The sequence below is a fragment of the Timonella senegalensis JC301 genome (assembly GCF_000312125.1).
In the GTDB taxonomy this organism is placed as follows: domain Bacteria; phylum Actinomycetota; class Actinomycetes; order Actinomycetales; family Cellulomonadaceae; genus Timonella; species Timonella senegalensis.
The window spans coordinates 1,022,779-1,049,565 of sequence record NZ_HE978641.1 but is presented as its reverse complement, the minus strand read 5'-3'; the positions used below and the strand labels follow the sequence as shown (position 1 = coordinate 1,049,565).

At 60.3% G+C, this 26,787-nt stretch carries 25 protein-coding genes; 11 read left to right on the top strand and 14 right to left on the bottom strand.

The genetic code is table 11. From position 1 onward, the window contains the following. The first annotated feature begins 14 nt into the window (after positions 1-14). The gene (locus tag HGSM_RS04475; protein WP_081581304.1) at positions 15-893 is read left to right on the top strand and encodes a DMT family transporter; all 879 of its coding nucleotides are present in this window, start codon (positions 15-17) and stop codon (positions 891-893) included. A 257-nt stretch (positions 894-1,150) separates the two neighbouring features. Next, positions 1,151-2,269: a fatty acid desaturase family protein gene (locus HGSM_RS04470; protein WP_040594660.1), complete on the top strand. Its 1,119-nt coding sequence runs from the start codon at positions 1,151-1,153 to the stop codon at positions 2,267-2,269. 208 nt (positions 2,270-2,477) lie between these two features. On the opposite strand, the gene HGSM_RS04465 is transcribed toward HGSM_RS04470, so the two are convergent. After that, positions 2,478-3,764, bottom strand: a complete 1,287-nt coding sequence (locus HGSM_RS04465) for an adenylosuccinate synthase (RefSeq protein ID WP_019147545.1) — start codon at positions 3,762-3,764, stop codon at positions 2,478-2,480. 405 nt (positions 3,765-4,169) lie between these two features. On the opposite strand from HGSM_RS04465, the gene HGSM_RS13625 reads away from it, so the two are divergent. Further along, the gene (locus HGSM_RS13625; protein ID WP_019147544.1) at positions 4,170-4,511 is read left to right on the top strand and encodes an STAS domain-containing protein; all 342 of its coding nucleotides are present in this window, start codon (positions 4,170-4,172) and stop codon (positions 4,509-4,511) included. 135 nt (positions 4,512-4,646) lie between these two features. On the opposite strand, the gene fbaA is transcribed toward HGSM_RS13625, so the two are convergent. The 3 genes from fbaA to HGSM_RS04445 form a co-directional block, all read right to left on the bottom strand. Beyond that, complete coding sequence (gene fbaA / locus HGSM_RS04455) at positions 4,647-5,714, bottom strand: class II fructose-bisphosphate aldolase (protein ID WP_268257792.1); 1,068 nt, start codon at positions 5,712-5,714, stop codon at positions 4,647-4,649. Positions 5,715-5,857: 143 nt separating this feature from the next. Then, positions 5,858-6,607, bottom strand: coding sequence for a hypothetical protein (locus HGSM_RS04450; protein WP_154646232.1), 750 nt, complete (start codon positions 6,605-6,607; stop codon positions 5,858-5,860). Positions 6,608-6,830: 223 nt separating this feature from the next. Next, complete coding sequence (locus HGSM_RS04445; protein WP_081581336.1) at positions 6,831-7,529, bottom strand: TrmH family RNA methyltransferase; 699 nt, start codon at positions 7,527-7,529, stop codon at positions 6,831-6,833. 237 nt (positions 7,530-7,766) lie between these two features. On the opposite strand from HGSM_RS04445, the gene HGSM_RS04440 reads away from it, so the two are divergent. Further along, complete coding sequence (locus HGSM_RS04440) at positions 7,767-8,540, top strand: HAD-IIA family hydrolase (protein WP_019147540.1); 774 nt, start codon at positions 7,767-7,769, stop codon at positions 8,538-8,540. 112 nt (positions 8,541-8,652) lie between these two features. Here HGSM_RS04440 and mtnK read toward each other — a convergent pair whose 3' ends face one another. The 5 genes from mtnK to mtnA form a co-directional block, all read right to left on the bottom strand. Further along, complete coding sequence (gene mtnK, locus HGSM_RS04435) at positions 8,653-9,891, bottom strand: S-methyl-5-thioribose kinase (RefSeq protein ID WP_195891338.1); 1,239 nt, start codon at positions 9,889-9,891, stop codon at positions 8,653-8,655. 84 nt (positions 9,892-9,975) lie between these two features. Continuing rightward, positions 9,976-10,974, bottom strand: coding sequence for an ABC transporter permease (locus HGSM_RS04430; RefSeq protein WP_019147538.1), 999 nt, complete (start codon positions 10,972-10,974; stop codon positions 9,976-9,978). Positions 10,975-11,024: 50 nt separating this feature from the next. Next, positions 11,025-12,626: a sugar ABC transporter ATP-binding protein gene (locus HGSM_RS04425; RefSeq protein WP_019147537.1), complete on the bottom strand. Its 1,602-nt coding sequence runs from the start codon at positions 12,624-12,626 to the stop codon at positions 11,025-11,027. Between the two features lie 70 nt (positions 12,627-12,696). Then, on the bottom strand, positions 12,697-13,812 hold the full coding sequence (locus tag HGSM_RS04420; RefSeq protein ID WP_019147536.1) for a substrate-binding domain-containing protein: 1,116 nt from the start codon (positions 13,810-13,812) through the stop codon (positions 12,697-12,699). 80 nt (positions 13,813-13,892) lie between these two features. Beyond that, entirely contained in the window at positions 13,893-14,918 is a 1,026-nt protein-coding gene (gene mtnA, locus HGSM_RS04415; RefSeq protein ID WP_019147535.1) for an S-methyl-5-thioribose-1-phosphate isomerase, read from the bottom strand. Positions 14,919-15,154: 236 nt separating this feature from the next. Here mtnA and HGSM_RS04410 point away from each other — a divergent pair, with 236 nt between their 5' ends. From HGSM_RS04410 to HGSM_RS04380, 7 genes are all read left to right on the top strand, one after another. Continuing rightward, complete coding sequence (locus HGSM_RS04410; protein WP_019147534.1) at positions 15,155-15,868, top strand: GntR family transcriptional regulator; 714 nt, start codon at positions 15,155-15,157, stop codon at positions 15,866-15,868. Positions 15,869-16,023: 155 nt separating this feature from the next. Then, the gene (locus HGSM_RS04405) at positions 16,024-17,958 is read left to right on the top strand and encodes an SDR family NAD(P)-dependent oxidoreductase (RefSeq protein ID WP_019147533.1); all 1,935 of its coding nucleotides are present in this window, start codon (positions 16,024-16,026) and stop codon (positions 17,956-17,958) included. 9 nt (positions 17,959-17,967) lie between these two features. Beyond that, positions 17,968-18,351 (top strand): cupin domain-containing protein, encoded by a 384-nt coding sequence (locus HGSM_RS04400; RefSeq protein ID WP_019147532.1) that lies wholly within the window; start codon positions 17,968-17,970, stop codon positions 18,349-18,351. A gap of 55 nt (positions 18,352-18,406) precedes the next feature. Continuing rightward, positions 18,407-19,291: a 3-hydroxy-5-phosphonooxypentane-2,4-dione thiolase gene (gene lsrF / locus HGSM_RS04395; protein ID WP_019147531.1), complete on the top strand. Its 885-nt coding sequence runs from the start codon at positions 18,407-18,409 to the stop codon at positions 19,289-19,291. Continuing rightward, complete coding sequence (locus HGSM_RS04390) at positions 19,291-19,926, top strand: class II aldolase/adducin family protein (RefSeq protein ID WP_019147530.1); 636 nt, start codon at positions 19,291-19,293, stop codon at positions 19,924-19,926. The genes lsrF and HGSM_RS04390 overlap by 1 nt, the downstream gene beginning before the upstream one ends. Positions 19,927-20,384: 458 nt before the next feature. Next, positions 20,385-21,077 (top strand): hypothetical protein, encoded by a 693-nt coding sequence (locus HGSM_RS13620; RefSeq protein WP_019147529.1) that lies wholly within the window; start codon positions 20,385-20,387, stop codon positions 21,075-21,077. Positions 21,078-21,139: 62 nt separating this feature from the next. Continuing rightward, positions 21,140-21,700: a LemA family protein gene (locus tag HGSM_RS04380; protein WP_019147528.1), complete on the top strand. Its 561-nt coding sequence runs from the start codon at positions 21,140-21,142 to the stop codon at positions 21,698-21,700. Positions 21,701-21,793: 93 nt separating this feature from the next. Here HGSM_RS04380 and pyrE read toward each other — a convergent pair whose 3' ends face one another. The 5 genes from pyrE to HGSM_RS14585 form a co-directional block, all read right to left on the bottom strand. Continuing rightward, a complete protein-coding gene (gene pyrE, locus HGSM_RS04375; protein ID WP_019147527.1) occupies positions 21,794-22,372 on the bottom strand; it encodes an orotate phosphoribosyltransferase in 579 nt (192 codons plus the stop codon). A gap of 10 nt (positions 22,373-22,382) precedes the next feature. Then, entirely contained in the window at positions 22,383-23,177 is a 795-nt protein-coding gene (locus HGSM_RS04370; RefSeq protein ID WP_019147526.1) for a heme ABC transporter ATP-binding protein, read from the bottom strand. Positions 23,178-23,180: 3 nt separating this feature from the next. Then, positions 23,181-24,209 carry a FecCD family ABC transporter permease gene (locus HGSM_RS04365; RefSeq protein WP_019147525.1) on the bottom strand — a complete coding sequence of 343 codons (1,029 nt, stop codon included), beginning with the start codon at positions 24,207-24,209 and terminating at the stop codon, positions 23,181-23,183. After that, positions 24,206-25,309 (bottom strand): heme/hemin ABC transporter substrate-binding protein, encoded by a 1,104-nt coding sequence (locus tag HGSM_RS04360; RefSeq protein WP_019147524.1) that lies wholly within the window; start codon positions 25,307-25,309, stop codon positions 24,206-24,208. Before HGSM_RS04360 ends, HGSM_RS04365 begins: the two co-directional genes overlap by 4 nt. 98 nt (positions 25,310-25,407) lie before the next feature. Continuing rightward, positions 25,408-26,787, bottom strand: a 1,380-nt coding sequence (locus HGSM_RS14585; protein ID WP_019147523.1) for an HtaA domain-containing protein, incomplete at its 5' end; no start/stop codon positions are given.

Sequence of the window (26,787 nt, the reverse complement as noted above, 5' to 3'; positions counted from 1 at the left end):
ATAAAGTATCTTCCGTGGAAGATAAATTGAAGTGGACGCTCCTGGCTACGGTCGCACCCATCGCATGGGGCCTCAACTACCTGGTCATTAAGGCCTTCCTCCCGGCTGACCTGTTCCTCTGGGGCGCCGCGCTGCGCGCACTCCCGGCAGGAATCGTGCTCCTCCTTATTGCAAGGAAACTCCCAATCGGTGACATGTGGTGGAAGTCGCTGGTCCTCGGCCTTATCAACATGGCCGGGTTCTTCATCCTGATTTACGTTTCCGCTCAGCTGCTGCCGAGCAACGTTGCCGCCTCAGTCATGTCGCTCACCCCGGTCGCCTTCCTCTTCCTCGCCTGGCCCATGAGCGGCGAACGTCCAACACTCTACAAGTTCTCCTTTGCTGTCATGGGAATCATCGGCGCGCTTCTGATCATCGGAGGTGCTGCTGGAGTCATTAACCCGTGGGGCGTCGCTTCCTCGCTCTTCGCCGTGTGCCTCACTGCGTTTGGCTCCCTGCTCAACAAGCGGTGGACGTCCGGCCAACCACTTCTGGCCACAACCTCGTGGCAGCTCACGTGGGCGGGCCTCGTTCTCAGCGCGATCGCCGCATTCTTCGAACCTTTCCCGCCAATGACCACAGGCACGATCACGGGCTACTTCTACACGAGCATCATTGCCACGGCCATCGCCTACGTATGCTGGTTCGGCGCACTTGCCAAGATCCCCGCCTCCAGCGTGGGTGTCATCGGACTCCTCAACCCCGTGGCCGGAGTTTTGGGAGGAACACTTATCGCGCACGAGTCACTCGGTTTTGCGCAAATCGCAGGCATCGCGATCGTGCTGATCTCGATGTACTTCTCCACGCGTACACCGGCCGCTCCGGAGCTGGCCCACCCCTCGTCGAACGGATGATTATTGATCCGTTCGGCACCCAACGGATCAATAATCATCCGTTCAATTGGTCCAGCGATACGCTATCGATGGGCCCAGCAGGCACGTTGTCGTATTTTTTGGACAGCCCCTAGCGCGCTAACCTACGGTACCGTAGGGTTGCAGTGTCGCAGCGCGCGCAGAGGCGAGTTCTCCGGCTACCCAAGGCGCAGGATCGCGCCCTTCCTACGTCATTGGAGAAGCCCATCAGTACTGAAGCCGTGCTTGAAGACACCCCCATGCAGGACAGCGCCTCCGGAGGTGTTGCGACCAAGCCTCACCGCTCACCGCGCAGAGGCAGCGCCGCAGGAACCGCAAACTACTCGCGGGTCATTGCTGAAATCAAGAAGCACGGGCTACTCGACCGGCAGCGCGGCTTCTACATCACCTTGTTTGTAGTACTGATGGTCGCCCTCGCGGGCACAATTGCCGGGTTCTTCCTGCTTGGCGACTCGTGGTTCCAACTCCTCATCGCAGCGGTGCTCGGGGTTATTCTCACGCAGATCTCGTTCATCACGCACGAGGCCGCCCACCGCCAGGTCTTCGCATCCGGCCCCGCCAACGATAGAGCCGGACGCATCCTAGCGAACGCGTTCGTTGGAATCTCCTACCAGTGGTGGATGAACAAGCACACCCGCCACCATGCCAACCCCAACACGATTGGCAAGGACCCCGACATCGAGCGGGACACGATCTCGTTCCTCACCGAGGATGCCCAGGCACAGAAGGGCTTCTCCGGCTGGCTCACCCGCCGCCAGGGCTACCTGTTCTTCCCGCTCCTCACTCTCGAGGGCCTGAACCTGCACTTCCTATCCATCAAGTACCTGTTTGCCACGGACACTGTGAAGACCCGCAAGCGGGAATTAACGACGATCTTTGCCCGGATTATCCTGTACCTTGCGGTCGTTTTTTGGTTCTTGCCGCTCGGGCTCGCGTTCGCCTTTGTTGGCGTACAGCTCGCAGTCTTCGGCGTCTACATGGGCGGATCGTTCGCGCCGAACCACAAGGGCATGCCGTTGATCGATCGCCTCACCACCGTGGACTTCTTCAGCCGTCAGGTGCTGACCTCACGCAACGTGGGAGCCCGTACGCGTGCGGGGAACTGGTTCCTCGCTATGTTCTACGGCGGGCTCAACTACCAGGTTGAGCACCACCTGTTCCCCTCCATGCCCAGGCCGCACCTCGCCCGCGCCAGCAAAATCGTGCGCCGATACTGCGCGGAGTTCAACATCCCGTACACCGTTGCGAGCGTGCGCGAGTCCTACGCCCAGGTGATCACGTACCTGAACAAGGTTGGGCTCTCGGGCCGCGACCCATTCGAGTGCCCCATGGTCGCTCAGCTCCGCCCGAACTTCTGACCCACTGAACCTCACCCACGCAGACTGACATCTAGGTTTGGGGGTCGAGATCTATCGGCGAACGGTAGATCTCGACCCCAAACCTAGATCTCGCACCCAAGACTCAGCTGCGCCCGGGTACGGGACGCACCTAGATCGTCGAAAATGAGTAAGAGGAAGGGCCCCAACCGCAGTAGCGGTTGGGGCCCTTCCTGACAACGGGGCTGGATCAGTCCACGAGAGTGTGGCGGATGATCGTGTGGTCACGGGCTGGGCCGGTGCCGATCGAGGAGATGCGGGCGCCCGACATCTTCTCCAGCGCGAGGACGTAGTCCTGAGCGTTCTTGGGCAGGTCCTCGAAGTTCTGGATGCCGAAGATGTCCTCGGTCCACCCTGGGAAGTACTCGAAGATTGGCTTGGCGTGGTGGTATGCCGACTGGTCGGTTGGCATCTCGTCATAGCGAACGCCGTCAACGTCGTAGGCGACGCAGACTGGGATCTCCTCAATGCCGGTCAGAACGTCGAGCTTGGTCAGCACGATGTCTGTCAGGCCATTGATACGCGAGGAGTAGCGAGCGACAACGGCGTCGTACCAACCACAGCGGCGGGCGCGGCCGGTGGTCACACCGAACTCGCCTCCCTTGGTCTGCAGGTAGATGCCCATGTCGTCGAACAATTCGGTGGGGAATGGACCCTCACCAACACGGGTGGTGTACGCCTTGATGACGCCGATAACGCGGTTGATGCGGGTTGGGCCAACGCCCGAGCCCGTGCACACGCCGCCGGCGGTCGCGTTCGAGGAAGTCACGAACGGGTAGGTGCCGTGGTCGACGTCGAGCATGGTGGCCTGGCCACCCTCGAACAGTACGGTCTTGCCCTCGTCCAGAGCCTTGTTCAGGATGAGCGCGGTGTCAGCGACCATTGGGCGCAGGCGCTCGGCCAGACCGAGAAGCTCCTCAACGATCTCATCAACCATGACCTCGCGGCGGTTGAAGACCTTAACAAGAAGCTGGTTCTTCTGGTCCAAGGCACCCTCGACCTTGGCGCGCAGGATCTTCTCGTCAAAGAGGTCCCATACGCGGATTCCCACGCGGTTGATCTTGTCGGAATACGTTGGGCCAATACCGCGGCCGGTGGTACCGATGCGGCGCTTACCAAGGAAGCGCTCGGTGACCTTGTCCATCGTCCGGTTGTAGGACGGAATGACATGGGCGGAACCGGAAATGAGGAGCTTGGAGGTGTCGACGCCGCGCGACTCAAGGGCGTCGAGCTCCTGGTACAGGACCTCGATGTCGATGACAACGCCGTTGCCGATGACCGGAGTGACACCTGGGGAAAGAATGCCGGACGGGAGAAGGTGCAGTGCGTACTTCTCACCATCGATGACCACGGTGTGGCCGGCGTTGTTACCGCCGTTGAACTTCACAACGTAGTCAACTTGCGAACCGAGCTGATCGGTCGCCTTGCCCTTGCCTTCGTCTCCCCATTGGGAACCGACGACTACTACGGCTGGCATGGATGCTCCCCACTTTCAACTGCCGTTAGATAAGCATGAAAGAAGCTGCGGCGCGGGGGATGTGTCCGAGCGGGGTGCCAGCTTCAGGAGGGATTCCGGGCGGCAGTTCCCCGTTGTCCCATAAGAGTTTACCTGCCTTTTGCAATTAGGACAGGGTGACCTTCGATCCATTTCGCCGCAATAAAGCCACACCGTATCGCACATCGGTTGGTCCGTTGCCCTTGCCGGATGATGCCTCGTAAAGGCCGCGAACGCCACCTGGACCTAGAAACTCCGAGTCCACCTGCGATAGTTCATCCCCTGAAATGGCTTAAGTTTCCCGTTCAACTGTAGGAATCGCCGAGCGTTTGCCATAGAGTTTCAATTCGATGGCAGGATAACCAACACGGCAGGAAGGCGGACACCATGAACGGCAAGCCGCGCCACACCACTGCCCCACCATCCACGTTTGACCTCAAGGTGGAGGGCAAACAGGCCTACATCACCTTCAACGGCGATATCGATTCCACAGTGGTCGGGGCTTTCCGCGAAGTGGCGATCTCGCTCCCGCCCGACCTCGAAATAGTTGTTCTCGATGCCAAGGCAGTGTCCTTTATAGACTCGTACGCTGTACGAGTTCTGACAGACCTAGCTAACAAGTTCTCAGGGAGGGTGGTCGTACTCAGTCCCCCACCCACCCTGAAGTTCCTGTTGGAGATCACGACACTCGCGGACCTCGTGACCATCCAGGACGCCGGCTCCAACTAGGCGAGCCCGCTCCAGCAAGCCCCAAGGACGTCTCGCAGCAGCGCGCCCCGCTCCAGCATGTGCAACGCCGAAGGGCGGCCCACCAACCGGTGAGCCGCCCTTCGGCGTTGCACTGAGTGCTAGCTAAAAGCTAAATCACATCTTCTGGCCAGCGGAACGGAGCTGCTGAGCTGCCTCGACGATGCGTGCAGCCATGCCTGCCTCAGCAAGCTTGCCCCATGCGCGTGGGTCGTAGGCCTTCTTGTTTCCAACTTCGCCGTCTACCTTGAGAACGCCGTCGTAGTTCTTGAAGAAGTGGTCAGCCACTGGACGCGAGAATGCGTACTGGGTGTCGGTGTCGATGTTCATCTTGATAACACCGTTGTCGACTGCCTCTGCGATTTCTTCTGCGGTCGAGCCGGAGCCACCGTGGAAGACGAGGTCGAATGGGTTTTCCTTGCCGATTGCTGCGCCGACCTCAGCCTGGATGGTGGCGAGGAGCGATGGGCGAAGCTTGACTGCACCTGGCTTGTACACGCCGTGCACGTTACCGAAGGTCAGAGCGGTCAGGTAACGGCCCTTTTCGCCAGCGCCGAGGGCCTTGATGGTTGCGAGGCCGTCTTCGGTGGTGGTGTAGAGCTTCTCGTTGATCTCAGCTTCGTGGCCGTCTTCTTCACCGCCGACAACGCCAACCTCGATCTCGAGGATGGTGCGTGCTGCTACCGAGAGAGCGAGGAGCTCTTCAGCGATAACGAGGTTTTCCTCGAGGGAGATGTTCGAACCGTCGAACATGTGGGACTGGAACAGTGGGTTCTTGCCGGCCTTAACCTGCTCTGCCTCAAGTGCGAGGAGTGGGCGTACCCACGAGTCGAGGTTCTGCTTGGTGCAGTGGTCGGTGTGCAGAGCAATGTTGACGTTGTAGTTCTTAGCTACCTCGGTTGCGTATGCAGCGAGTGCGAGCGAACCGGAGACGCGGTCCTTGATGGTCGAGCCGGATGCGTACTCAGCGCCACCAACGGAGACCTGGATGATGCCGTCGGACTCGGCCTCTGCGAAACCCTGAATTGCAGCGGTTACGGACTGGGAGGAGGTGATGTTGACTGCTGGGTAGGCAAACTTGCCCGCCTTCGCGCGGTCGATCATCTCGTTGTAAACCTCTGGGGTTGCGATAGGCATCGAAAAACTCCTGAAAGCGATGGAAAGTAAACGAATGTTCGTCCTCATTTTGTCACAAACATTCGTTACCAAGCCTAGGCCGTTCGACCCGTGAGCAAAAGGTGTGTGACCTCGGTCTTTGCCGAGGTCCCAATTTTCGGCCTAGAACACGGGCCAAAAACGGGACCTCAGCAAGGTGTCAGAGCCCAAAACTAGACTTCCCACCACGATCCCGCGGAGTACGTGATTGAAGAGACGTCAAACTTTCCGTTCTTCTTGGTGAGCGTGTACGTCAGATACTTTGACGGCGCCTTGGTCTTGCCAAGTTCGCATTTGAGCACGCTCGACGAACGCACATCGCACGACTGGTAGTAGTTGGTGGAGCTCGTGCCCTTGAGGAAGCTCTTGATCTTCGTCTTCTCCGACGATGAGAGCGTCACGTTACTTGTGGACTTTCCTGCTCGCAGGTTCAGGATGAAGGTATCCGCAGCACGGACACTGGCTGGAGTGGAAATGGAGAACACGAACTTGTTCTGAGCGGTGCTCCACCTACCTGTGTGCTTGGCCCGCCAGACTCCATTCGTTCTGTTATCAATGTTCGCGGACATCACCACGGTGCGCGTGGTTGCCGAGACCATGTGCGCGTGCGTCAAGCCCTTCAAGTACTGGTACTTGACCCACCGGCCGTTTGAGTTGTTGGTGACGAGCATGAACGATTTACTCTCCGGGGTCCCGCACGGGACGATCCCCACGCGCTCGGTACCGGCTACAGACGTAAATACGTTGGCCTTCACCACCGGGAAGTACACGAACAGCGGGTTGCTCAGCTTCTTGATGCCGCCATACCCGGAGCAGTAGCTCGGAATCTGAAACTCCGAACTGGTCGCCTGTGCTGGAGCCGCCACGGCACCTACGGACAGGACGAGTGCAAGTATCGAACCAAATATTGTCTTTCTACGCACGATGAGATCTCCCCCTCGAGATAGACGGTGGCACCGTGGCCACCGGCATTCAACGCGGCTGCGTTGTACTGAGTATCTGTTGGAGATTGGCCCGGAGTTACGCCGGAATTCCCGCAGAATCGTGCGGATCTGCGGGGACTTCTTTCGGATGAAACCGGAGGCGCTTCGACCTGCGCAAACGTGTGCTGCGTAGACACTGTTGCGCGAACACCTCCGTCAGCGGCTAAATGTCCGCGTGCTGCACAATCCAACTGTGCATTGCGATCGCCGCGGCAGCTCCGGCGTTGATGGAGCGCGTGGATCCGAACTGCGTGATGTGCAAAATGTCGGTGGAAACCTCCTGCGCTTCGGGCGTCAGACCGGACTTCTCCTGCCCAAACACGAGGACGCAGTCACGGGGAAACTCGTATCCCTCGATCGGGATAGAGCCGTCAATGTTGTCGATGCCGATGACCTGCAGACCCTTCTCGGCGGCCCACTGCGCAAACGCCTGGGCCGACTCGTGGTGGCGCACATGCTGGTACCGGTCCGTCACCATGGCCCCGCGCCGGTTCCAGCGACGGCGGCCGATGATGTGCACCTCGGCCACCGCGAACGCATTGGCCGTGCGCACAACGGACCCAATGTTGAGGTCGTGGCCCCAGTTCTCGATCGCGATGTGCAGCGGGTGACGATGCTCGTCGAGGTCCGCGATGATCGCGTCCATCGTCCAGTACCGGTACTGGTCGATGACGTTGCGCCGGTCCCCGTCGCGTAGCAGTTCCGGGTCAAAGTGCGGGTCCAGTTGCCCCTCGTCGCCCCTGGGCCATTCGGCTTCGCCTCCAGGCCACGGCCCCACGCCCACAACGTGTTCAGGCTGGTCGCCCTCTTGTATTAACGACGATTGTGCCCCATCACCGGCATCCCCACCCGTGCCAGCCATGCTGGTGGGTGCGGGGTTCTCGGGCGCGAGGGGATCGTCGATAATCAGGTTTTCGGCGGGAGTAGAGTTCTGCGACACCCCACCATTGTCCCAAATATGCGGGCGCGTTAGCGCACGTACCAGCCCTGCCTTACGGACGAGCGTGAAAATCACGGCCCCACCTGTGATGATTGGATGAGGACACCTCACTGCCGCACACGCCGCAGCGCGGTCGGCACACAAAAGGAAGGTAAAAACGTGACACGAAAAATCGAATCGTGGCTCACTGACATGGACGGAGTTCTCGTCCACGAGGGTCACGCGATCCCTGGAGCTGCGGAGTTCATTGCGACGTTGCGTGAGAAGGAACGCCCTTTCCTGATCCTGACCAACAACTCGATCTTCACGCCGCGTGACCTTCGTGCACGGTTGGCGGCATCGGGAATTGAGGTGCCAGAATCTGCAATCTGGACGTCCGCGCTGGCCACCGCAAAGTTCTGCGCAGACCAGATCCCGAACGGCTCCGCGTACGCGATCGGTGAGGCTGGACTGACCACCGCCCTGTACGAGGCCGGATACACACTGACCGAATCCGCGCCCGACTATGTGGTGCTCGGCGAAACCCGCACCTACTCGTTTGAGGCGATCACCAAGGCCATCCGTCTCATCAACGGCGGCGCCCGCTTCATCTGCACCAACCCGGACCCAACTGGACCATCCATCGAGGGGCCGCTCCCCGCTACCGGCGCGGTGGCGGCGCTCATCACGCGCGCCACAGGCCGCGAGCCGTACTTTGTGGGCAAGCCAAACCCGATGATGTTCCGCTCCGCGCTCAACCGCATTGACGCCCACTCCGAGACCACCGCAATGATCGGTGACCGCATGGACACCGACGTGGTCGCTGGCATCGAGGCGGGACTGCAGACCTACTTGGTCATGACGGGTTCGACCAAGGCATCGGACGTAAACAAGTACCCATTCCGCCCCTCCGAGGTCAAGGACTCGATCGCTGACCTGATCGAGTTGGTCTAGGCGAACCGCCACACGAAGACCTTCGCGCCTTGACCGGCGCGAAGGTCTTCGTGTGTGTATGGGGCTTGTCGTGCGGGTGCTTGTCATGCTGGGGCTTGTCGTGTGGTTCTGCCTAACGGGACGTCCCGATGGCGGTCAGTTCGTCGCCCACCAATCGCGTGAAGTCCGCAGATGCGTGGATGTCCTGCCACCCCGCAGCGCACGCTCGCGAAGCACGCAGTACCGCCCGTGCAGCGTGCTCCCGGACCGCGGGGGCCAAGGTCTGAATGTCCGTGACCTTAGCCGCGCCCACAATGCGGCGCGCCATTTTGGCGGACGCGAACAAAGTGGACTCACGAAGCCACTGGCCAAGTTGCCACTCGCAGTGCGCGCTATCCCACACCGTTGGGTTCTCGCGCCCTGCCCACAACTCGCGGAACGTTACCTCGAACCCTTCCCACAGCTCGTGCACCTGGTCTAGGCACCACTGCGCACGCTCGTCTTCGCCCAGCGCACGCGCGCGCGCTGAGGCAAACGTGAAGTTCGCAAAGACAGCGCCCACATCGAACGCCACTGGGCCATAGAAGGCGAACTCCGGGTCGAACACCCGCACGTCACTCGACGCCAGTTCGCCCTGATTCGCTTGGCGGACCATGACTGATCCTGTGTGCAGGTCGCCGTGGATGAGCGCCTCCGCGTGCGTCATGAACATAAACTTGGCCTGGCCCATCGCGGCCACGAAAATACTGTCTTCCGCGAGCGCCCGGGCGTCCGGCTCGTTGGCAGGCAAGACCTCGTTGCGACCAATATCAAAGGCGGGCTCAGTGAACACGAGATCCTCGGTGATCGTGCACAGGTCAGGGTTCTGGGTCTCTGCCACCGCTTGTGCATAGTCAAAGCGGTCCATGCCGTACACGGAGGTGGCAAAGGCGAGGCGCGCCACGAACTCCCCCACTTGCCGGGCAGCCCCCTCATGCCTCTCGCCGTTATTGAGCGCTGTACGCCAGACCGTGTACGAGGAGAGGTCTTCCATCGCAATGACGTAGCGGTCTGGGTCGTGTTTGAACAAGGACACTGTGTGCACCGGATCGGCGCCGTATTGCCGGGCGAGAGCGTGCGCCTCGCGATTGGCGCGCTCGGGAGTCATCGGCCAGCCCTCGCCGGTCATTCGGACATAAGGAAGGGATTGCTTAAGCACCAACGACTCGCCGTTGCCGTCCGTGACGATGAAAACCACGTTGAGGTTTCCGTCGCCAACCTCCTTGCACTCAACAATGTTGCTCGAGTCGATGCGCCGGGCGAGCTCTGGCTGGGACGCAATGTAGTCAGGGATGTTTTCAGTAGTGAGGAACTCGTATTCGTGGGCGGTCACCGTCATCACTCCTTTGTGGACTGGCAGAACTGAAGGGTTACTAGAATGAACGGGTGGGGCGCCTACGCGGACGCCCCACCACGATCACGTCGCGGGGGTGTAACGGGCCTTTCGGCGTGACACCGTGAACGAGAAGAGCAATGCAAGCAACAGCACGAGCCCCTTAGCGGTGTCTTGGTGGTAGTACTGCAAGCCCTTCATGTTCATACCGGTCAGCACGATCGCGATGAGAAGCGCACCAAGAAGTGTGCCCCAAGCGTTCGGCTTAGCCAGTCCCAGAACCGAGGTTCCAACAAGCGCGACAGCTACCGCCTCAAGGAGACTCGAGCTACCCGCCGCAACGTCTCCCTGGCCAATCCTCGACACGAGGATCAGGCCACCAACCGATGCGAACAGAGAACACATGATGTACGCCAATGCCCTGTGCAATCCCACGCGCACACCGGCAAGGCGAGCGGCGTCAGGGTTTGAACCGATCGCATAGAGGATGCGACCCCACGAGGTGCGGGCCAAGATGAACCACGCGACCACGACGACCACGAGCATGATGACAACGGGGAGCGGAACAGGCCCGACGTAGCCGCGGTCAATCTTGAGGAATGCCGGGTCGAACTTTCCTGGCGCCACGGTGCCATCCTGACGAACCATTCCACCCGAAACCGACTGACCGTTCACGGGGATCAGCTTTGCCCCCTGGATCACGAACATGACGGCTAGCGTGGCAAGGAGATCGGGGATCTTGCACACCACGATGAGGAATGCGTTCAGGCACCCCACCACGAGCCCACCCAAGAGGACGGCAACGATAGCCGTTCCGGCGTTCATGTTGTAGAAGACCATCGTCATTGCCGCGAGTTGAACGGAAAGACCCGCTGTTGATCCGATCGACAGATCGAGGCCGCCCACCACCATTGTGAACATGACGCCGATACCCAGAATGGCCGTGACTGAAGCAAACTTCAGCATCGCGAAGATCGACGAGGACGTAGCAAACGCCGGCTCTGTCACCGCAAAGTAGACGAAGAAGCCAATGGTGACCGCAATAAACCCGTACTTGACCACAATGTCGCGCACGGTGTCCATTGCTGAACTATCACTTGTAGATACTGGTGCTTTTGTTTCGGTTGCCTGCGTCATGCTGAGACCTCTGACATCGTCGAAATAATGAGTTCATTTGTGATTTCACTGGTGTAGGCGTCCAGGCGTGCCTCGCCCTCGACCAGCACGATAATTCGGTCCGCGACTTCCCGGACTTCCTCCACGTCGCTGACAAGCACAGCGACGCACGCTCCTCGGCTGGCCAGCTCCCTCGCTCTATGCGAGATGTCCCGCCGCGCCCCGATGTCGACGCCACGGAATGGCTCATCGAGGACAAGGAGGTTCGTTTTCTCACGCATCCAGCGCGCCACGATCACCTTCTGCTGGTTTCCCCCAGACAGAGCGTCAACTGGTTGATCCGGGCCGGTTGAGACAATCCCGAACTCGCTGATTGCGTCAGATGCGTTGCGGTTTTCCTTGGCGGTGTTGAGCGAGAACAGGCCCGCAAAGCTACGCAAGAAAGGCAGGGAGAGTGTGCTCGAGATAGACCACCCCGGGAGCATCGCTTCGGCGGCTCGGTCCTCGGGGACTAAGTACACGCCGTGACTGATCGCTTCCTTGGGGTTTCTCGGCGCATACGGCTTGCCATTCAGCTCCATGTGAGCGGTGGTCTTCGTGTTTGCCCCGTATATGACCTCAGCCAACTCGGTCTTGCCTGCACCGATTAGTCCGATGATGCCGGTGACCTCACCCGCGCGCAGTTCAACTGACGTTGGCACAGAGTGCTTCAGCAACTGCACGTCCTTGATGGCAAAACGGGTTGTCTCGCCGCGATTCTCCACGACTTCTTCCGCGTCGCGCACGGTCTGCTGACCGAGCATGGCGGCGACCGCCCGATTGAGGTCAAATGGCCGGTGCTGCTCATCGATGATTCGGCCATCCCGGAGCACAACGACATCGTCGGCAAGGGCCTTGATCTCACCCATGCGGTGGGACACGTAGAGGATCGCTACGCCCTCATCGCGAAGCCTGAAGATCAGTTCATACAGCCGGTCGGCTTCCGCACTTGAGAGCGTCGAGGTTGGTTCATCCAAGATGAGCACCTTTGGTCGATGCACTAGCGCCCGAGCCAGTAGCAGGAGTTGGCAGTCGGCGATGCCCAACTCATAGACGTCCTTGCGCAAGACCTCGTCGCTCCACCCGAGCGACAGTGAGGAGGCGATCTCGCGGGCGCGAGGAAGCAGAGCAGAAAGCGACGAAACCTTTGGGGCCTGACCGCGCGCGATCTCCTCAAAAACGAGGTTCTCCGCGACCGTCAAGCCAGGCAGGATTGAGTCGTCGATACGCTGGTGCACGGTCTGCAGACCGTTGGCGGTCGCATCCAGTGGGCGATTAATCTCCACCGGAACTCCGTCGATGCGGACTTCCCCGGATACGGCCGAGTACACCCCAGCCAAGATCTTGATCAGTGTGGACTTACCCGCACCGTTCGCACCCAGTAAGGCGGTGATCCGCCCTGGGTGCAGCGTGAGGTCGACTCCCTTCAACACCCTGTTCGAGCCAAAGCTCATCACGATGTCGACTAGCTCAAGTGCAGGGGCTGCCGTGGTGGAATCTTGAGTCCCTAGAGCATCGGCGCCGAGCGTAGGCTCACTGCTCTCGGGAACCGATTCGTTAGGTTGAACATCGTTGTTCATCCCAACTCCTTTCAACCGGAGTTCGCAATGGATGTGCGGCGGGGGCGCTGCACCCCCGCCGCAGGTACTACTAGAACTTGACCGAAGGAATCCAGTCAGCCGAAGACGTGTCCGCGATGTTCAAAGCAGGTTCCTTGGCACGCAGTTCGTCCATGTTGGTGATGTTGTTTTCCCGCAGGAAGTCCTGGGTGATCAGGATTGGTGGGAACTCAACCTTCTTGGTGTCCAACTGCCCAGCCATGGACAGTGCAAGGGTGCGAACCACGGCTGCACCGATAGCGTTCGGGTCGGTTGCGCCCGTTGCCTTCCAGCTTGAGTTCTCCGCGATCATCAGTTCGATGTCAGCGGTTGAGATGTCTGCGCCGTACACCTTGATGTCACTCTTGGCGCCCTTGACCTGCTCGATTGCAGAGAGGGTGCCCTTGGTCAGCTCGTCATACGGTGCGTAGATTGCGACAACATCACCGTTTGCTTGGAGAGCCGAGACAACCATTGGAGCGGTGTCGGTTGCGGACGAGTTGGTGTAGGTACCGGTGAAGAAGAGCTCGTCCCAGTTGTTCGTCTTCTTGTACTCTTCCCAGACTGCGTGGCGACGGTCCAGAGGCGCGATACCAAGAACGTTGACATAACCGACCTTCTGGTCTGTTCCAATGTCCTTGACCATCTGGTCCAGAACCAGGGAGGCCATGATCGCGTCAGACTGCTGGGTCTGAATCGCGTCCGGCGCGCAACTCTGGATCTCCACGTCATAGATGATGACTGCGATGTCCTTAGCGAGAGCGTCGTTCACGCCCGGGCACAGTGTGTCGGTCTGACCGTGGCGCACGATGATTGCGTCCACTCCCGAGGCAATTGCCTGGTCGAGCTGGGTTGCCTGCGTAGCGTTGTTACCCTGCGCATCGTAGACGTCAAGCTTCATGCCCAGAGCTTCCGCCTGCTGCTTGGTTCCGTTCAGGTACTGCTGGAAGTAGTCACCCTGGCCCGACTGCTGGACAACGGCAACGCGCACTTCCTGATCAAATGGAGCCGGCTTCTCTGCCGTGCCGCCTGTGGTCTCCCCCTCGTCCGCTGTCTGAGTCTCAGTCGGCTTCGCGGTCTCTTCGTTGTTCGTTCCGCCCTGGCTGCACCCTGCAAGCACGAGCGCCGCTGAAGCCAGCGAGGCGATGAAAAGTCTCTGTGTACGCACCGTTGCGTCCTTTCACTTCAAGTGTCACTTGGGAAGTACTGTCGCTGGCACCGCGAGACGCGCTCCAGCTGGTATGACCCCTAGGCCATGACACGTGGGTCCGGCGAACTTGCCGGCTCCACGATTCCTCGTTCCGTGGCAATCGCACTGACGAGGTCATGCGGCGTGACGTCGAAGGCTGGGTTGAACACGGGCGTGCCTTCTAGCGCCACAGAGGCTCCTGCGAAGTTGAGTACTTCTTCGCTGCCTCGCTCTTCGATGTGAATGTGATCGCCTGACGGGGTGTCCAGGTCGACCGTTGAGTATGGAGCAGCAACCATGAATGGTATTCCGGCGTAGTTGCACGCGAGTGCAAGCGCGACGGAACCCACTTTGTTCGCGGTGTCTCCATTGGCAGTGATGCGGTCCGCACCGATGATAGCCACATCTGCGAGACCTCGCAGGATTGTCGACGATGCGGCACCGTCAACCTGGACCACATGGTTGATGCCATCCTGAGTGAGTTCCCAACTGGTGAGTCGGGAACCTTGCAGGAGCGGCCTGGTCTCGTCCACATAGACGAGTTCTAGCGCACCACGCTGATGCAGTTCGTGAATGATGCCGTAGGCCGTGCCCCATGCGCTTGTTGCCAGTGCCCCTGTGTTGCAGTGCGTGACAACCCGAACGCGATCCTTTCCAGTCCGTGCAAGGATCCAGTCCGCGCCGTGGCGCGAGAGTGCCCGGTTTGCGGCCTCGTCTTCTTCTACGATCAGAAGTGCTGCGGCGAGGGCAGCGGCAAAGCCTTCTTCTCTTACAGCGTCAACGCGGTCGGCGCCCCATGCAAGATTTACGGCTGTTGGGCGGGCGTCACGGATCTTGCGGATGTTCTCCTCAAGTTCGTGGGCGCTCCACCCTTCACGTTCCGCCTGCAGCATTGCAAGCGGCACTCCAAGCCCTCCTGCGGCTCCCAGAGCTGGCGCTCCGCGAACTGCAAGAACTTGGATTGCCCGCACAAGTTCGTCCACCTCGGTGATTTCGAGGTAGACCTCGTTGTGTGGCAGTTGGGTTTGATCAATGAGCCGGATGTGTGGGTTCGGTTCATTGAGCCACTCAATCGCGACGACCATGTCGCTCCTTTCGTGGTTCCACCTCTGCTGAGGTTTTCCTTATTTGACCCGGGTCACCTCGCAGTGTGCGATTACAAGCGACGATACAAGGTTGTAAAACGACATGTCAACGATTGTCACTGTTTTTTTGCACTCTGCTTTGCGAAAGACGCTAAATAGGACATAATTATGACCATTAATTCCTAGTCGTTAAGCTGGCCTGACATGCAGGCTTGCTGCGAAGGTCGGAGAAGTCCATGGCAAAGGAGACTCTGGTGTCACGCGTGACCCAGGATCTACGCGGCGCGATCACCGAGGGCACATACAAGCCGGGCGATCGCCTCCCCACCGAGACCGACCTAGCGCGCCTCTTCGGAGTCTCCCGCCCAACGCTTCGTAACGCGTTGCGACAACTCGAAGCAAAGAACCTCGTGCGAACCCAGCACGGTGTCGGCACCTTCGTCACTGAACGGAACGCGATTCACGCGGGCCTAGAAAAGCTTGAGTCCATCACCGAGTCAATCCGCGCAACAGGGCACCGCCCAAGCATGGAGTATCAGAGCCGGACCATTCGCCCTGCACTGCCCGATGAGGCGCGGAAACTCGGGCTCAATCCAAATGACTCGGTCTTGGAATTGAGGCGATCTATCCTCGCTGATGACGAGGTTGTTGCCTATTCCTACGACCTGCTCCCCACGAACCAGTTCCCCTCCGACTTCGATCCTGCCGGCTTTGAAGGTTCGATATTCGCCCACCTTGAGCAGGCCTACGGCATCCACGCTCACCACTCGGTTGCAGAGATCCACGCCGTCAACTCCGACTACGTGGGGTGGGGGAAGGACATGGACAAGCACACTCTGTTCGTCCTGCTGGACCAGATCCACTACGACGACTCCGACAGGATCTTCGCCTACTCGCGTACCTACTTCATCGAGGGAAAGTACGCGTTCTCGATCCATCGCACGAGCTGAGTCCGCCTCCCAGATAGAGCCGGTTCTGGCGCATTAGCGCAGAGCCGGCTTTTTCGTGCCCTCAAGCAACCCTCGGCATGAGTTGTTTTACAACTCGGGCGATCTAGGGCATGATTTTATTTACAACCAATACATGCACGTCAAAGGAGACGCACATGACTGAAGCCTCTGCAGACGCACTCACACAGCTCATCGAGGTCTCACGGACGCTGGGTAGCGACCGCTCACTTGTGCTGCATGGGGGCGGAAATTCCTCTGCCAAAGTCAGCTCTCAGAGTCCCACGGGACGCTCAGTGGAAGCCCTGTACGTGAAGTCGAGCGGTTCCGACATGCGGGATGCAACGGGCACCTCGTTCGCGCTCCTCGACCTTGACCTCCTCCGCGAGGCCCTCCCCCATCCGGACCTCGGGCCAGAGCAATTCCTCCTGGTGCAGCAGCGCGCCCGCCTCGATTCCGGTGTCGCGTCCCCATCGGTGGAAGCCCTCGTCCACGCCGCCTTGCCGCACACCTTTGTCTTACACTCCCACGCGGACGCGATCGTCGCTTTGACCAACACCCCAGACGGCGCCGCACTGGTCAAACGCGTCCTCGGTGACAGGTTCCTAGTGTGCGAGTACGCGATGCCTGGGCCTGCGCTCGGCCATGCAATCTGGAGCCTGTGGAACGACCTGCCCCACCAGGCGCAGGAAGATGCATTAGGAATCGTCGTACTGAATCACGGCCTGTTCACCTTCTCAGACAGCGCGCAGCAAGCGCTTGAGAGTCACCTCAACGCAGTCGCGGTAGCCCAGTCCTATATAGAGCAACAGTCGGGGCAACCGCTTGAACCCATCGCACTCCGGCTCCCGGAACCCTCAAAGGCAGAGGCAATCGAGCTTGCCCAACTGAGAAAGGAACTCTCCGAAAGAGCAGGCCACCCCGTTGTCCTCACGAGCCGCACAGCCCCTGAGAACGACCTAGGAGATCTCCAGCATGGCCCCATAACCCCCGACCACGTGAACTATGTAGGTTACCGCCCGCTCGACCTTGCGAGAGAGCAACTACCCCAGTGGGGAGACGAGTACCTTCCGCAGTCGGGCGAACCGCAAGATGCGACTCTCCCTATACTCTCCCGGTTACCCCGGGTCATCGTGGGGCAATCAACGATTTCGTGCGTGGGGAGAACCCGCAAGGAATCGCTGCGGAGCGTTGACATCGTTGAACACCAGCTCGCGAGCGCACACGCTTCCTCGGCGCTGGGCGGCTATCGTCCCGCATCCACCGAGCACGTACGCAACCTTGAGTTTTGGCCCCCTCAACTGAACAAGCTCAGGGCCACGGACAACGCACTTCCCCTCTCTGGGCGCGTGGCGCTCGTGACTGGCGCGGCCTCTGGCATCGGCAAGGCGTGCGCAGCCGAGCTGCTGGCGAGCGGTGCCACTGTGGTGGGATGGGACATTTCTGAGGGCGTCTCGCAGACCTTCGATTCGCCGGAGTGGATCGGCATGAGGGTGGATGTCACGGATGCAGAGGCTCAGGCCGCAGCCGTCTACTCGATCGTTGCACAGTGCGGCGGTCTCGACATTCTCGTTGTCGCGGCGGGGGTTTTCCCCACCGCACAGCACCTCACTGAACTCGACCCCGGCATGTGGCAACGCACAATGTCCATCAACGTGGATTCGGTGGTCACCACCTTCGGACTCGTCCAGCCGTTCCTGGCGCTCTCCCCAAGCCTTGGTCGAGTCTGCGTGGTGGCATCCAAGAACTTTGCGGCACCGGGTCCAGGAGCAGCTGCGTATTCCAGCTCCAAAGCTGCTCTCACTCAGTTGTCGCGCGTGGCCGCACTTGAGTGGGCACAAGACGGCATTCGCGTGAATATGGTGCACCCGGACGCAGTCTTTGACACCGCGCTTTGGACTCCGGAACTCCTAGCAAAGCGCGCCGACCACTACGGCATGACCGTGGATGAGTACAAGACCCGGAACCTCCTGCACACGGAGGTCCGCAGCGCCGACGTGGGGCGCCTTGTGCGAGCCATGGCTGACGATACCTTCATCGCCACCACGGGCGCTCAGGTCCCAATCGACGGCGGAAACGAACGAGTCATCTAGGAGAACGCAATGAAGCAAGCACACCGGCAAGACGCGGAGTTCCGGTTTGAGACCTGGGGACCAGCCTATCTCCTCAAGTCCGAAACTCTGGACGTCGGAGTTGTCAGGCTCGAGCCCGGGCATGCCATGGAGAACCACTATCACGCACACGGGGAAGAAACCTTCATCGTCACTGCAGGGATCCTCACCGTTTGGCTTGAGACCACCAACAGCGTGGAGTTGGGTCCTGGTTCGATCTACCAGTGCGAACGCGGCGAGATGCACCGCGTCTCGAACGATCACGCTGAGGACTGCGAGTTCTACTTCCTCAAGACGCCGCCGGTCTCGGGCGACACCATTTCGGTGCCGTGGAACCCGGGAGAGCCCGCGCTACCTTCCCACATTGGCCTCTGAGCCACAAGATACGTCCCGAAAGTACACAGCAGTACAGAATCCAAAGGAGAAAAAGATGGCCGACCTCGAAGGCAACGTCAACGCCAAGCAGTATCACACTGACATCCCCCAGGAACACGGTGGTTTCCACATCAAGGGCTCTGGAAATCTCGACTACGGAATGAAGCACAGACTCTCAAGGATCTTCGGCGACGACGGACACACCGTCATGCTCGCCTTTGACCACGGCTACTTCCAAGGGCCAACGTCCGGTCTGGAACGTGTAGACCTCAACATCAACCCGCTGGCGCCTTATGCTGACGCACTCATGGCGACCCGCGGGATCATTCGCTCGGTTGTCCCGCCCTCGAACGACAACGCTCTCGTGCTCCGCGCTTCCGGCGGCCCGTCGATCCTGAAAGAACTATCGGACGAGCGTCTAGCCATGGATATAGAAGACGCCGTTCGTATTGATGCTGCTGCTGTCGCAGTGCAGGTCTTTGTGGGCGGCGAGCACGAGACTCAGTCCATTGCGAACATGACCAAGCTGGTTGATGACGGTTTGCGTTACGGCATTCCGGTCCTTGGAGTCACAGCGGTGGGCAAGGACCTTGTCCGCGATGCTAGGTATCTTGGCTTGGCAACCCGAATTATCGCTGAGCTTGGCGCGCAGCTGGTCAAGACCTACTACTGCGACGAGGGTTTCTCAGACGTGTGTGCTGGAACTCCAGTGCCGGTGATCATGGCTGGTGGAAAGAAGCTTCCGGTTAAGGACGCACTCACCATGGCGTACAAGGCCATGGCCGAAGGTGCGTCCGGTGTGGATATGGGCAGGAACATCTTCCAACGCGAGGCTCCACACGCGATGATTCAGGCGGTCGGTTCAATCGTTCACGCAGGCAGTTCCATTGAAGACGCCGAGACAATGTACCGGGATCTCTCCAAGGGCGCGAGCGACTGATGGATTTCCCCAAGGAGCGGCAGGCCATCATCGAGGTGGGCCAGCGTCTTTACGACCGTGGGCTGGTAGTTGCCAACGATGGAAACGTCTCAATGCGACTACCTGACGGCTCGATACTGTGCACGCCCACCGGGGTATCAAAGGGCGGCATGACGCCTGAGATGCTCCCGCGGGTAAGTCTGGACGGCACCGTCTTGTATGCGATGGAAGGCAAAGGACCATCCTCCGAGATCAAGATGCACCTGCGCGTCTACGAACGAGACCAGTCGGCGAATGGAGTCGTCCATGCACACCCGCCGTACGCAACTGCGTTTGCGATCAGGGGCGAAACGTTCGACGCACCAATGATGCCTGAGACCGTTGTTGCCTTGCCTTCCATCCCGTTGGCTGGGTACGCTACGCCGTCCACGCACGAGGTGCCGGACTCCATTGAACCGTTCGTGGGCACCACGTCCGCATGTCTCCTCGAGCACCACGGTGCGCTCACGTGGGGTCCAAGCCTGGAACAGGCGATGTTGTCGATGGAACGCCTTGAGTACATGGCCACCGTTACCGCGATTACAAGGCAGTTGGGCGGTGAACGGAGACTTAGCGATGAGCGAATTACGCGTCTCAAGGAGATATTCGGCACCTAGACAGGACCATTGCGGCGAGTCATTCGAAACGCTTCTCCGAGTCTGAGCGAGCTGGACGATACCCGATACAGGGTTTGGGTCGCACGAACGTCACAGATAGTAGTACACCAGTCGCTTCTAGATTGCGATGTTCCGTGTGGTCTCCTAGCGTTACTAGTATTCAGGGTCGGGCTCTGTAATTGAGTCCATCTAGGAAGGCTGGTTCTTGCTCTAAGGACGTGCAGCTTCCATGACCTCTTGCTCTAGGTCGCAGTATCTTTTGAGCACTCGTGGCCAGGTTTTTCGAAACGGCACCGGTGGAACCGCCGCATTTTATTCACGACGATCCACTCACCCAACTGCACATGTGCGCGTGGGTGGGTGGATCGTCGTTCATTCTCTGGAAATGCCCTTGGGTTTCGGGACAAAGTCGTACATACTTTGCTTAGGTAAAGCACAGGTAAAGCGCAGGGGATGACATGACCGCAATCTTTGGTCTCGCCATAGTGGGCTTCGCCGCGGTGTTCGTGCTGGGGTATCTGCACAACAAAAAGCGGCACGACCAGGCCAGCCAGTACGCCATCGAGCGGGGCTGGAGCTACGAGCGCAGGGACTCACGAATCGGCGACGGATGGCGATTCGGGCCGTTCGGACAGGGGTCCAGCCGGGCGGGCTCTCTCATCATGACGGGGCTGTGGCCTGCCGCGGACGCTAATGGTGCGCCGGTCTCACGGCACTTTCGCAGTTACGAGTACGAGTACACGGAATCCTCAGGCGTGGGAGAGAACAGTTCCTCCACCACGTACGAGTTTCACGTAGTCGAGATGCAGATTCCGCGCCCGCTCCCCTGGCTCGAGCTAGCTCCGGAAGACTTTGGCACCCGGCTGTTTGCCAAGGTGGGCGTCAAAGACATCCAGTTCGAATACGAAGCCTTCAACCGCAAATGGCACGTCACCGCTCAGGACCGCCGGTTCGCGTTCGATGTGGTCCACCAGCGCATGATGGAACTCCTCATGGGCGCAGGCTATGACCGCTCAAGTATCCGGATCCATGGTCACACAGTGTTTGCGTGGCGCCGGGGCCATGTGAAGTTCGAACAGATCGAACCGACCTGTGAGGCCCTCAACCAGTTCATCAACTCCATCCCGCAGTACGTCTGGGACGGACGGTAGTCCGTTCAGGCCGGACGTCAGTCCGTCACACAGCTTCGACCCAACCCGCAAAAAGGATAGTCATGGAAATAGTGCTCGTAGTCTTGGCCTTTGTTGTCCTCGCCATTGTTGGCTGGATCATTGGCACGTACAACGGCTTCATCAAGCTCCGGAACCTGGTGCAGGAGTCTTGGCGCCAGATCGACGTTGAGCTGCACCGCCGGCACGACCTCATCCCGAACCTCATCAGCACCGTCAAGGGCTACGCCGCCCACGAGCGAGGCGTGTTGGAGCAGCTCACGAACGCGCGGGCTAATGCCGCGGGGCTGTCCGGTGATCCGGTGCGCCAGGCAGAGGCCGAAGGTCAGGTCAGTCGCGCGCTCAGTGGGCTCTTTGCCGTGGCGGAGAACTACCCGGAACTGAAGGCATCAGCAAACTTCCTGGAACTCCAGCGCGAGCTGGCCAACACCGAGGACCGCATCGCCGCCAACCGCCGGTTCTACAACGCGAACGTGCGTGATCTCAACACCAAGGTTGAGTCGTTCCCATCCAACATCATCGCGGGCATCTTCAACTTTGTGCGCGCGCAGTACTTTGAAACGGACGACCCAGCCGTACGCGCTGTGCCGGCTGTCGAGTTCTAGTCTCACTCCACTAAAGTGCCGATACGCCGAGATCCTAGCTGCGTGCTAGGAAATCACCGCCGCAACTAGGATCTCGGCGTGTAGGGCGGGGTGTCAGACGAGGTCTAGGTCTGCCAGGTCGAACAGGTAGTGGTAGGAGACGTCGTAGGCCTCGATCTTTTCCTTGGCCCCGGTATTGCGGTCCACGATCGTGGCCACCGCTACGACCTCGGCGCCCGCTGCCCGTGCTGCCTCAATCGCGGTAATGGGCGAGCCGCCCGTAGTGGTGGTGTCCTCAAGGATCACTACACGGCGGCCTTCAATGCTTGGGCCCTCGATCTGGCGCTGCATTCCGTGTGCCTTTGCTGCCTTACGGACCACGAACGCGTCAAGGTCGAGTCCTCGGGAGGCGGCGGCATGGAGAAGCGCGGTCGCGATGGGATCGGCACCCAGGGTGAGGCCACCAACGGCGTCAATCTCACCAGGGCCGAGTCCTGCCTCCTCGAGCGCGTCCAGCAGGACGTGGCCGATGAGCGGGGCGGCACGGTGGTGCAGTGTCGCGCGGCGCAGGTCAACGTAGTAGTCGGCCTCCTTGCCGGAGGACAGGGTTACTTTTCCGTGGACAACGGAAAGTTCCTTGATGAGGTCGCGGAGTTGTTCGCGGGGCGTTGGAGAGAGCACGGTTTCAGTCACGGTTCTAAGATTACGCAATCTGCCCGTGCGAAGCACGCAGCGGGGATACCCGCAGGCGACCGCCAAACTCAAACACCTCAACCTCGGTGGAGTACACCTGTGACAGCAGTTCCGCGGTGGCGACTTCCCGAACGGAACCAACCGCCCGGATCTGCCCCCGGTCCATGAGGACTAGCCGGTCCGCATAGGAGGCTGCCGCGTCTAAGTCATGCAAGACCACGCCCACCGCAGCGCCCCGCGCCGCTAGGTCCCGAGCAAGGCGCAGGGTTGCCTCCGCGTGTGCAACATCCATGGCACTCGTGGGCTCATCCAGAAGCACAACGGAGGCTTCGTTGACCGGGGTCGCTTGCGCAATGACACGGGCAAGCGCGGTGCGCTGCCTTTCACCGCCGGACAACGTAGTGACATCGCGTTCCGCGAGGTGCTGGATGTCCGTGAGATCGAGCGCCTCATTGATCGCTGCATCGTCGTTGGCCTTCTCCTTTACCCACGGGGTGCGTCCCATGGCCACGACCTCGCGAACCGTGAACGAGAAAGCGACCCCGGACTCCTGGGCCATGACAGCCCGGATGCGGGCGGCATGCGCTGGCTTGTAGTTCGCGGTGGGCTTCTCGCCTAGGAGTACCAGCCCTGATGTTGGTCTCAGGTGACCGGAGGCGGCACTCAACAGCGTGGACTTGCCTGCGCCGTTTGGCCCGATGATCGCGGTGACCTCGCCGGGATGCAATTCGAGGCTCACCGATTCGATGATCTTCTTTCCGCCAATGGATACCGTGACGTCCTTGAGAGTGAGTGCGGGTTTCACAGGTCAGGCTCCAGTCTTGACAAGTGTGCGGCGCAGCAGCACGAGGAAGAGCGGGCCACCAGCCAGCGCCGTGAAGACGCCCACGGGGAGGTCCGCAAACGGGATGATCGTGCGTGCGGCGATATCGGCGATCCCCAACAGCAGGCCGCCGCCGAGCGCGGAGAGCGGCACGAGGAACCGGTGCGATGGCCCCACCATGAGCCTCAGCGCGTGCGGGACGATAAGCCCGACAAAGGCGATGACCCCTGCGAACGCCACGGCCACTCCGGTCAGGAGGCAGACCAGCACGATCGCGACCACTCGTAGTCGCTCCACATTGACGCCCGAAGCCACGGCGGACTTGTCCCCGAGCGCGAGGACGTCGAGCTGCCTGAGGATCAGCATGCTCCCGATGAACCCTGCCGTGAATACGATCGAGACGATCACTACCTCGTGCCACGCCGCACTGGACAGCGTGCCCATCTGCCAGAAGATGACCTGCTCGCGCGAGGACGTGTCCCCCACAAAAATGAGGAAACTGGTGGCCGCGCCAGCGATCGCATTAATCGCGATTCCGGTGAGCACGAGGGTCAGCACAACAGCCTTGCCGCCAACCCGCGCAAACATCCACACCAGCGCCGTGACCACCACAGCGCCAGCGAAGGCTGCTGCGGGGAGCGCGTTCGGGTACACCGCCGAGATTCCAAACACGATCACGATGGTTGCGCCGACCGAGGCGCCAGAACTCACGCCGATAATCGAGGGTTCGGCGAGCGGATTGGCAAAGAGCCCCTGCATGACCGTTCCGGCCACGGCGAGCGCGGCTCCCACGAGAATTCCGAGGATCGTCCGCGGGAATCGGATTGTCCACAGGGTTGCGTCCACCCTGTTGGCGGTCGGTTCGGAGCCCTCGATGAGGACTCTGCGCAGGGACGCAATCACATCCGCCGTGTTGGTGTGAAACTGTCCAATTGACGACGATATGACGACCAGGATGAGAAGTGCGGCTACGAGGACCCCACCGACAACCCAGGCGCGTCCGCGCCGGGTCACTCGGCCGATCCGTCTGTGTAAATTGCTCGCGCGAGTGCGACGAGGTTGCTCGGCGTGCGTGGTCCGTATGAGAGCAGCTGCCCGTCGGACGCGGTGATGATGCGTTCCTTTGCGCCCGCCGTTGTGGCGGCAACACCCGCACGCTCCGTGAACTGGTTGACCCCGCCTGCCGAGCGAATACCCTCGCTCATGGCGAGGATGATCTCTGGGTCGAGAGACACAAGTGCCTCGGCGTTAGCGGGCTTGAGACTCTTGATCCCGTTCTCTGCGGCTACGTCCTCGAGGCCAAGGGCGTTAATAACGTCAGCGGCGCCGTACTCCGCACCCAGGATGAAGAAGACGCCTGCAGTTCCCCTTACATAGAGCACGGTTCCGCGCGGAGCTCGTGGCGTACCAGCCTTGAGGCGAGCAATCTCTTCCTCGGCGCGAGCAAATGCTTCATCGGTGGCCGCAATGAGCTTCTCTGCTTGCGCGGGAACTCCTAGCGCTTGGCCCACAAGCGTGATCGTGCCGTCGATCTGGTCAAACCCCGGGGTCGGATCGAACCGGACAACGGTGATTCCGGCTTTCTCCAGCTGGCCGTACTTGTCAGCATTGCCAATAGTGGTGTTTGTGAGGATCACCGTGGGGTGCAGGTTAAGCACCGCCTCCACGTTCAGATCGTGCCCGTTCTCCGTGACAACGGGCAGGTCCTTGAGGGCCTCTTGAGTGTCGGAGTTGGAACGGCCAACGAGGTTTTCACCGAGTCCAACGCCGATCACCGTGTCCGTGAGCGTCCCATAGAGGTCGAGCGCAAGAATCCGGTCCACATTGGCGATCTCGAGAGCAGCTCCCGTAGCGTCCTTCACCGTGGCGGGGAGGCTCGGCACCGCATCACCGGACACCGCGACGATGTCGGACACCTTTTCGGCGGTGACCGGTCCTTCCAGTTCCAGGGCATTCGGGACGGCAACCTCGGAGGGAGTAGTTCCCTCGGCGCCGTCAGTGGCGGCGGTTGTCGGGGAGTTCTCTGACTCCACGGGCTGGGCCGTTCCGCAACCGGACAGCATTCCTACTGCGAGCACGCTCGCTACGAGCGCGGCAGCTACGGACTTCTTCACGTCTGTTCTCCAATTACGCAGGATGGACGGCACCCATGCGCGTGGGTGCCGTCCGTGGTGGCTCGGCCTTAGCCGGGCCGGCTTCTAGCTGCTATTACTCAACGCACGGTGGTGCGGCGACGTCCTGCGATGACTACTGCGGCAAGACCAGTCATGGTAAGTAGCGCTGCCATGCCCGCGAGGTTCCCCGCGTTCGATCCGGTCTGTGCCAGTGCGTTTCCGTTCTCGTCCACGAGGTTTCCGTCCTCGTCGTAGCAGACGACCTCCGTGCCGCCCTTGGAGCCTGCCGAGATGTTGACCGTCAACGAGTCGAGGGAAGCACCCGCAGAGTAGAACCCGGCAAAAGCCTTGGCTCCAGCTGCGGTAAGTGTTGCTGATGCCCTGCCTCCGTTTGCGCCAACTGAGGAGAAGTTGAGGGTTGCAAACGATACGGAACCGTACGAACTCTTGTTGCCTTCCATGTCGCTTGACCGAACGTCAGCAACAAGGGTTCCAGAACTACCCGAGGACTTCACACGTACATTGCTGATGGTCAGGTTCAGGATTCCGTCGTGGCCGCTAAAGTGCATCGACCCAGGGAAGGAGACCGTTCCGATTCCCGCCGAGTTGAAGGATCCCGAGCCGTATCCCCAGCCGCCCGAGACCGATCCCTTGGCGATTCCACCGGTGATGTAGCTGCGGAACGACGACTTGACGCCCCAGCTCAGAGTTGACGAGCCTGCCTTGGCCGCGACTTGTCGGGTTACACAGGTGGGGGCCTTCTTGCCTTCGTCCTTCTTGTCGTCCTTGTTGGACTCACCCTTGCCGGTGGACGAAGGATCCTTGTCCCCGTTGGAGTCAGGCTTTCCGGGCTTGCCTGGCTCCGGTGCGGTTGGCTCCTGCGAGTTGGCTACAACGGCAGAAGCATTGTCCATGTCCGCTCCGGACTCAAGGTAGTTCTCTAGGAGTTGAGCTCCAGCATCCGTGAGCTTGGCCCCGCTCGCCTCGATGGAGAAGCCGCCGCTCTTAAGCTCTGTAACGCTCGCCTTTGCGAACTTGACGATTTCGGTCTTGCCTGCGAGAGGTGACACCGCCCGCGAGCTGGCGCCTGCGGCGGAGTCCACGTATAGCGAACCGGTTCCGTTCGAGATGCTCAATGCCGGGTTAGTGAGGTTCAGGTCGAGAACCCCGTGGTGGCCGGTGAAGTTCACGGATCCCACAAACTGGAGGACTCCGTTAGAACCGTCAAAGTTGTCGAGGTTGCCGTCCCATGGGAAGACGAACTCGCCAGCGCTGTTCGCGGTCGCGCCTGCTGACGGTGTAATCGAGCCGCCAGCAACTGGGCTGAGGATGTAGTTGCGGAAGGCCTCGCGAACACCCCAAACCAGTGCACCCTCGGACGAGTCCACCCCGGGCACCTCGGGGTCTGTTCCCGGCTCTTCGGGGTCAGTTCCTGGTTCCTGCGGATCGACAGGCGTCTCAGCAAAGGTCAGCGGAGT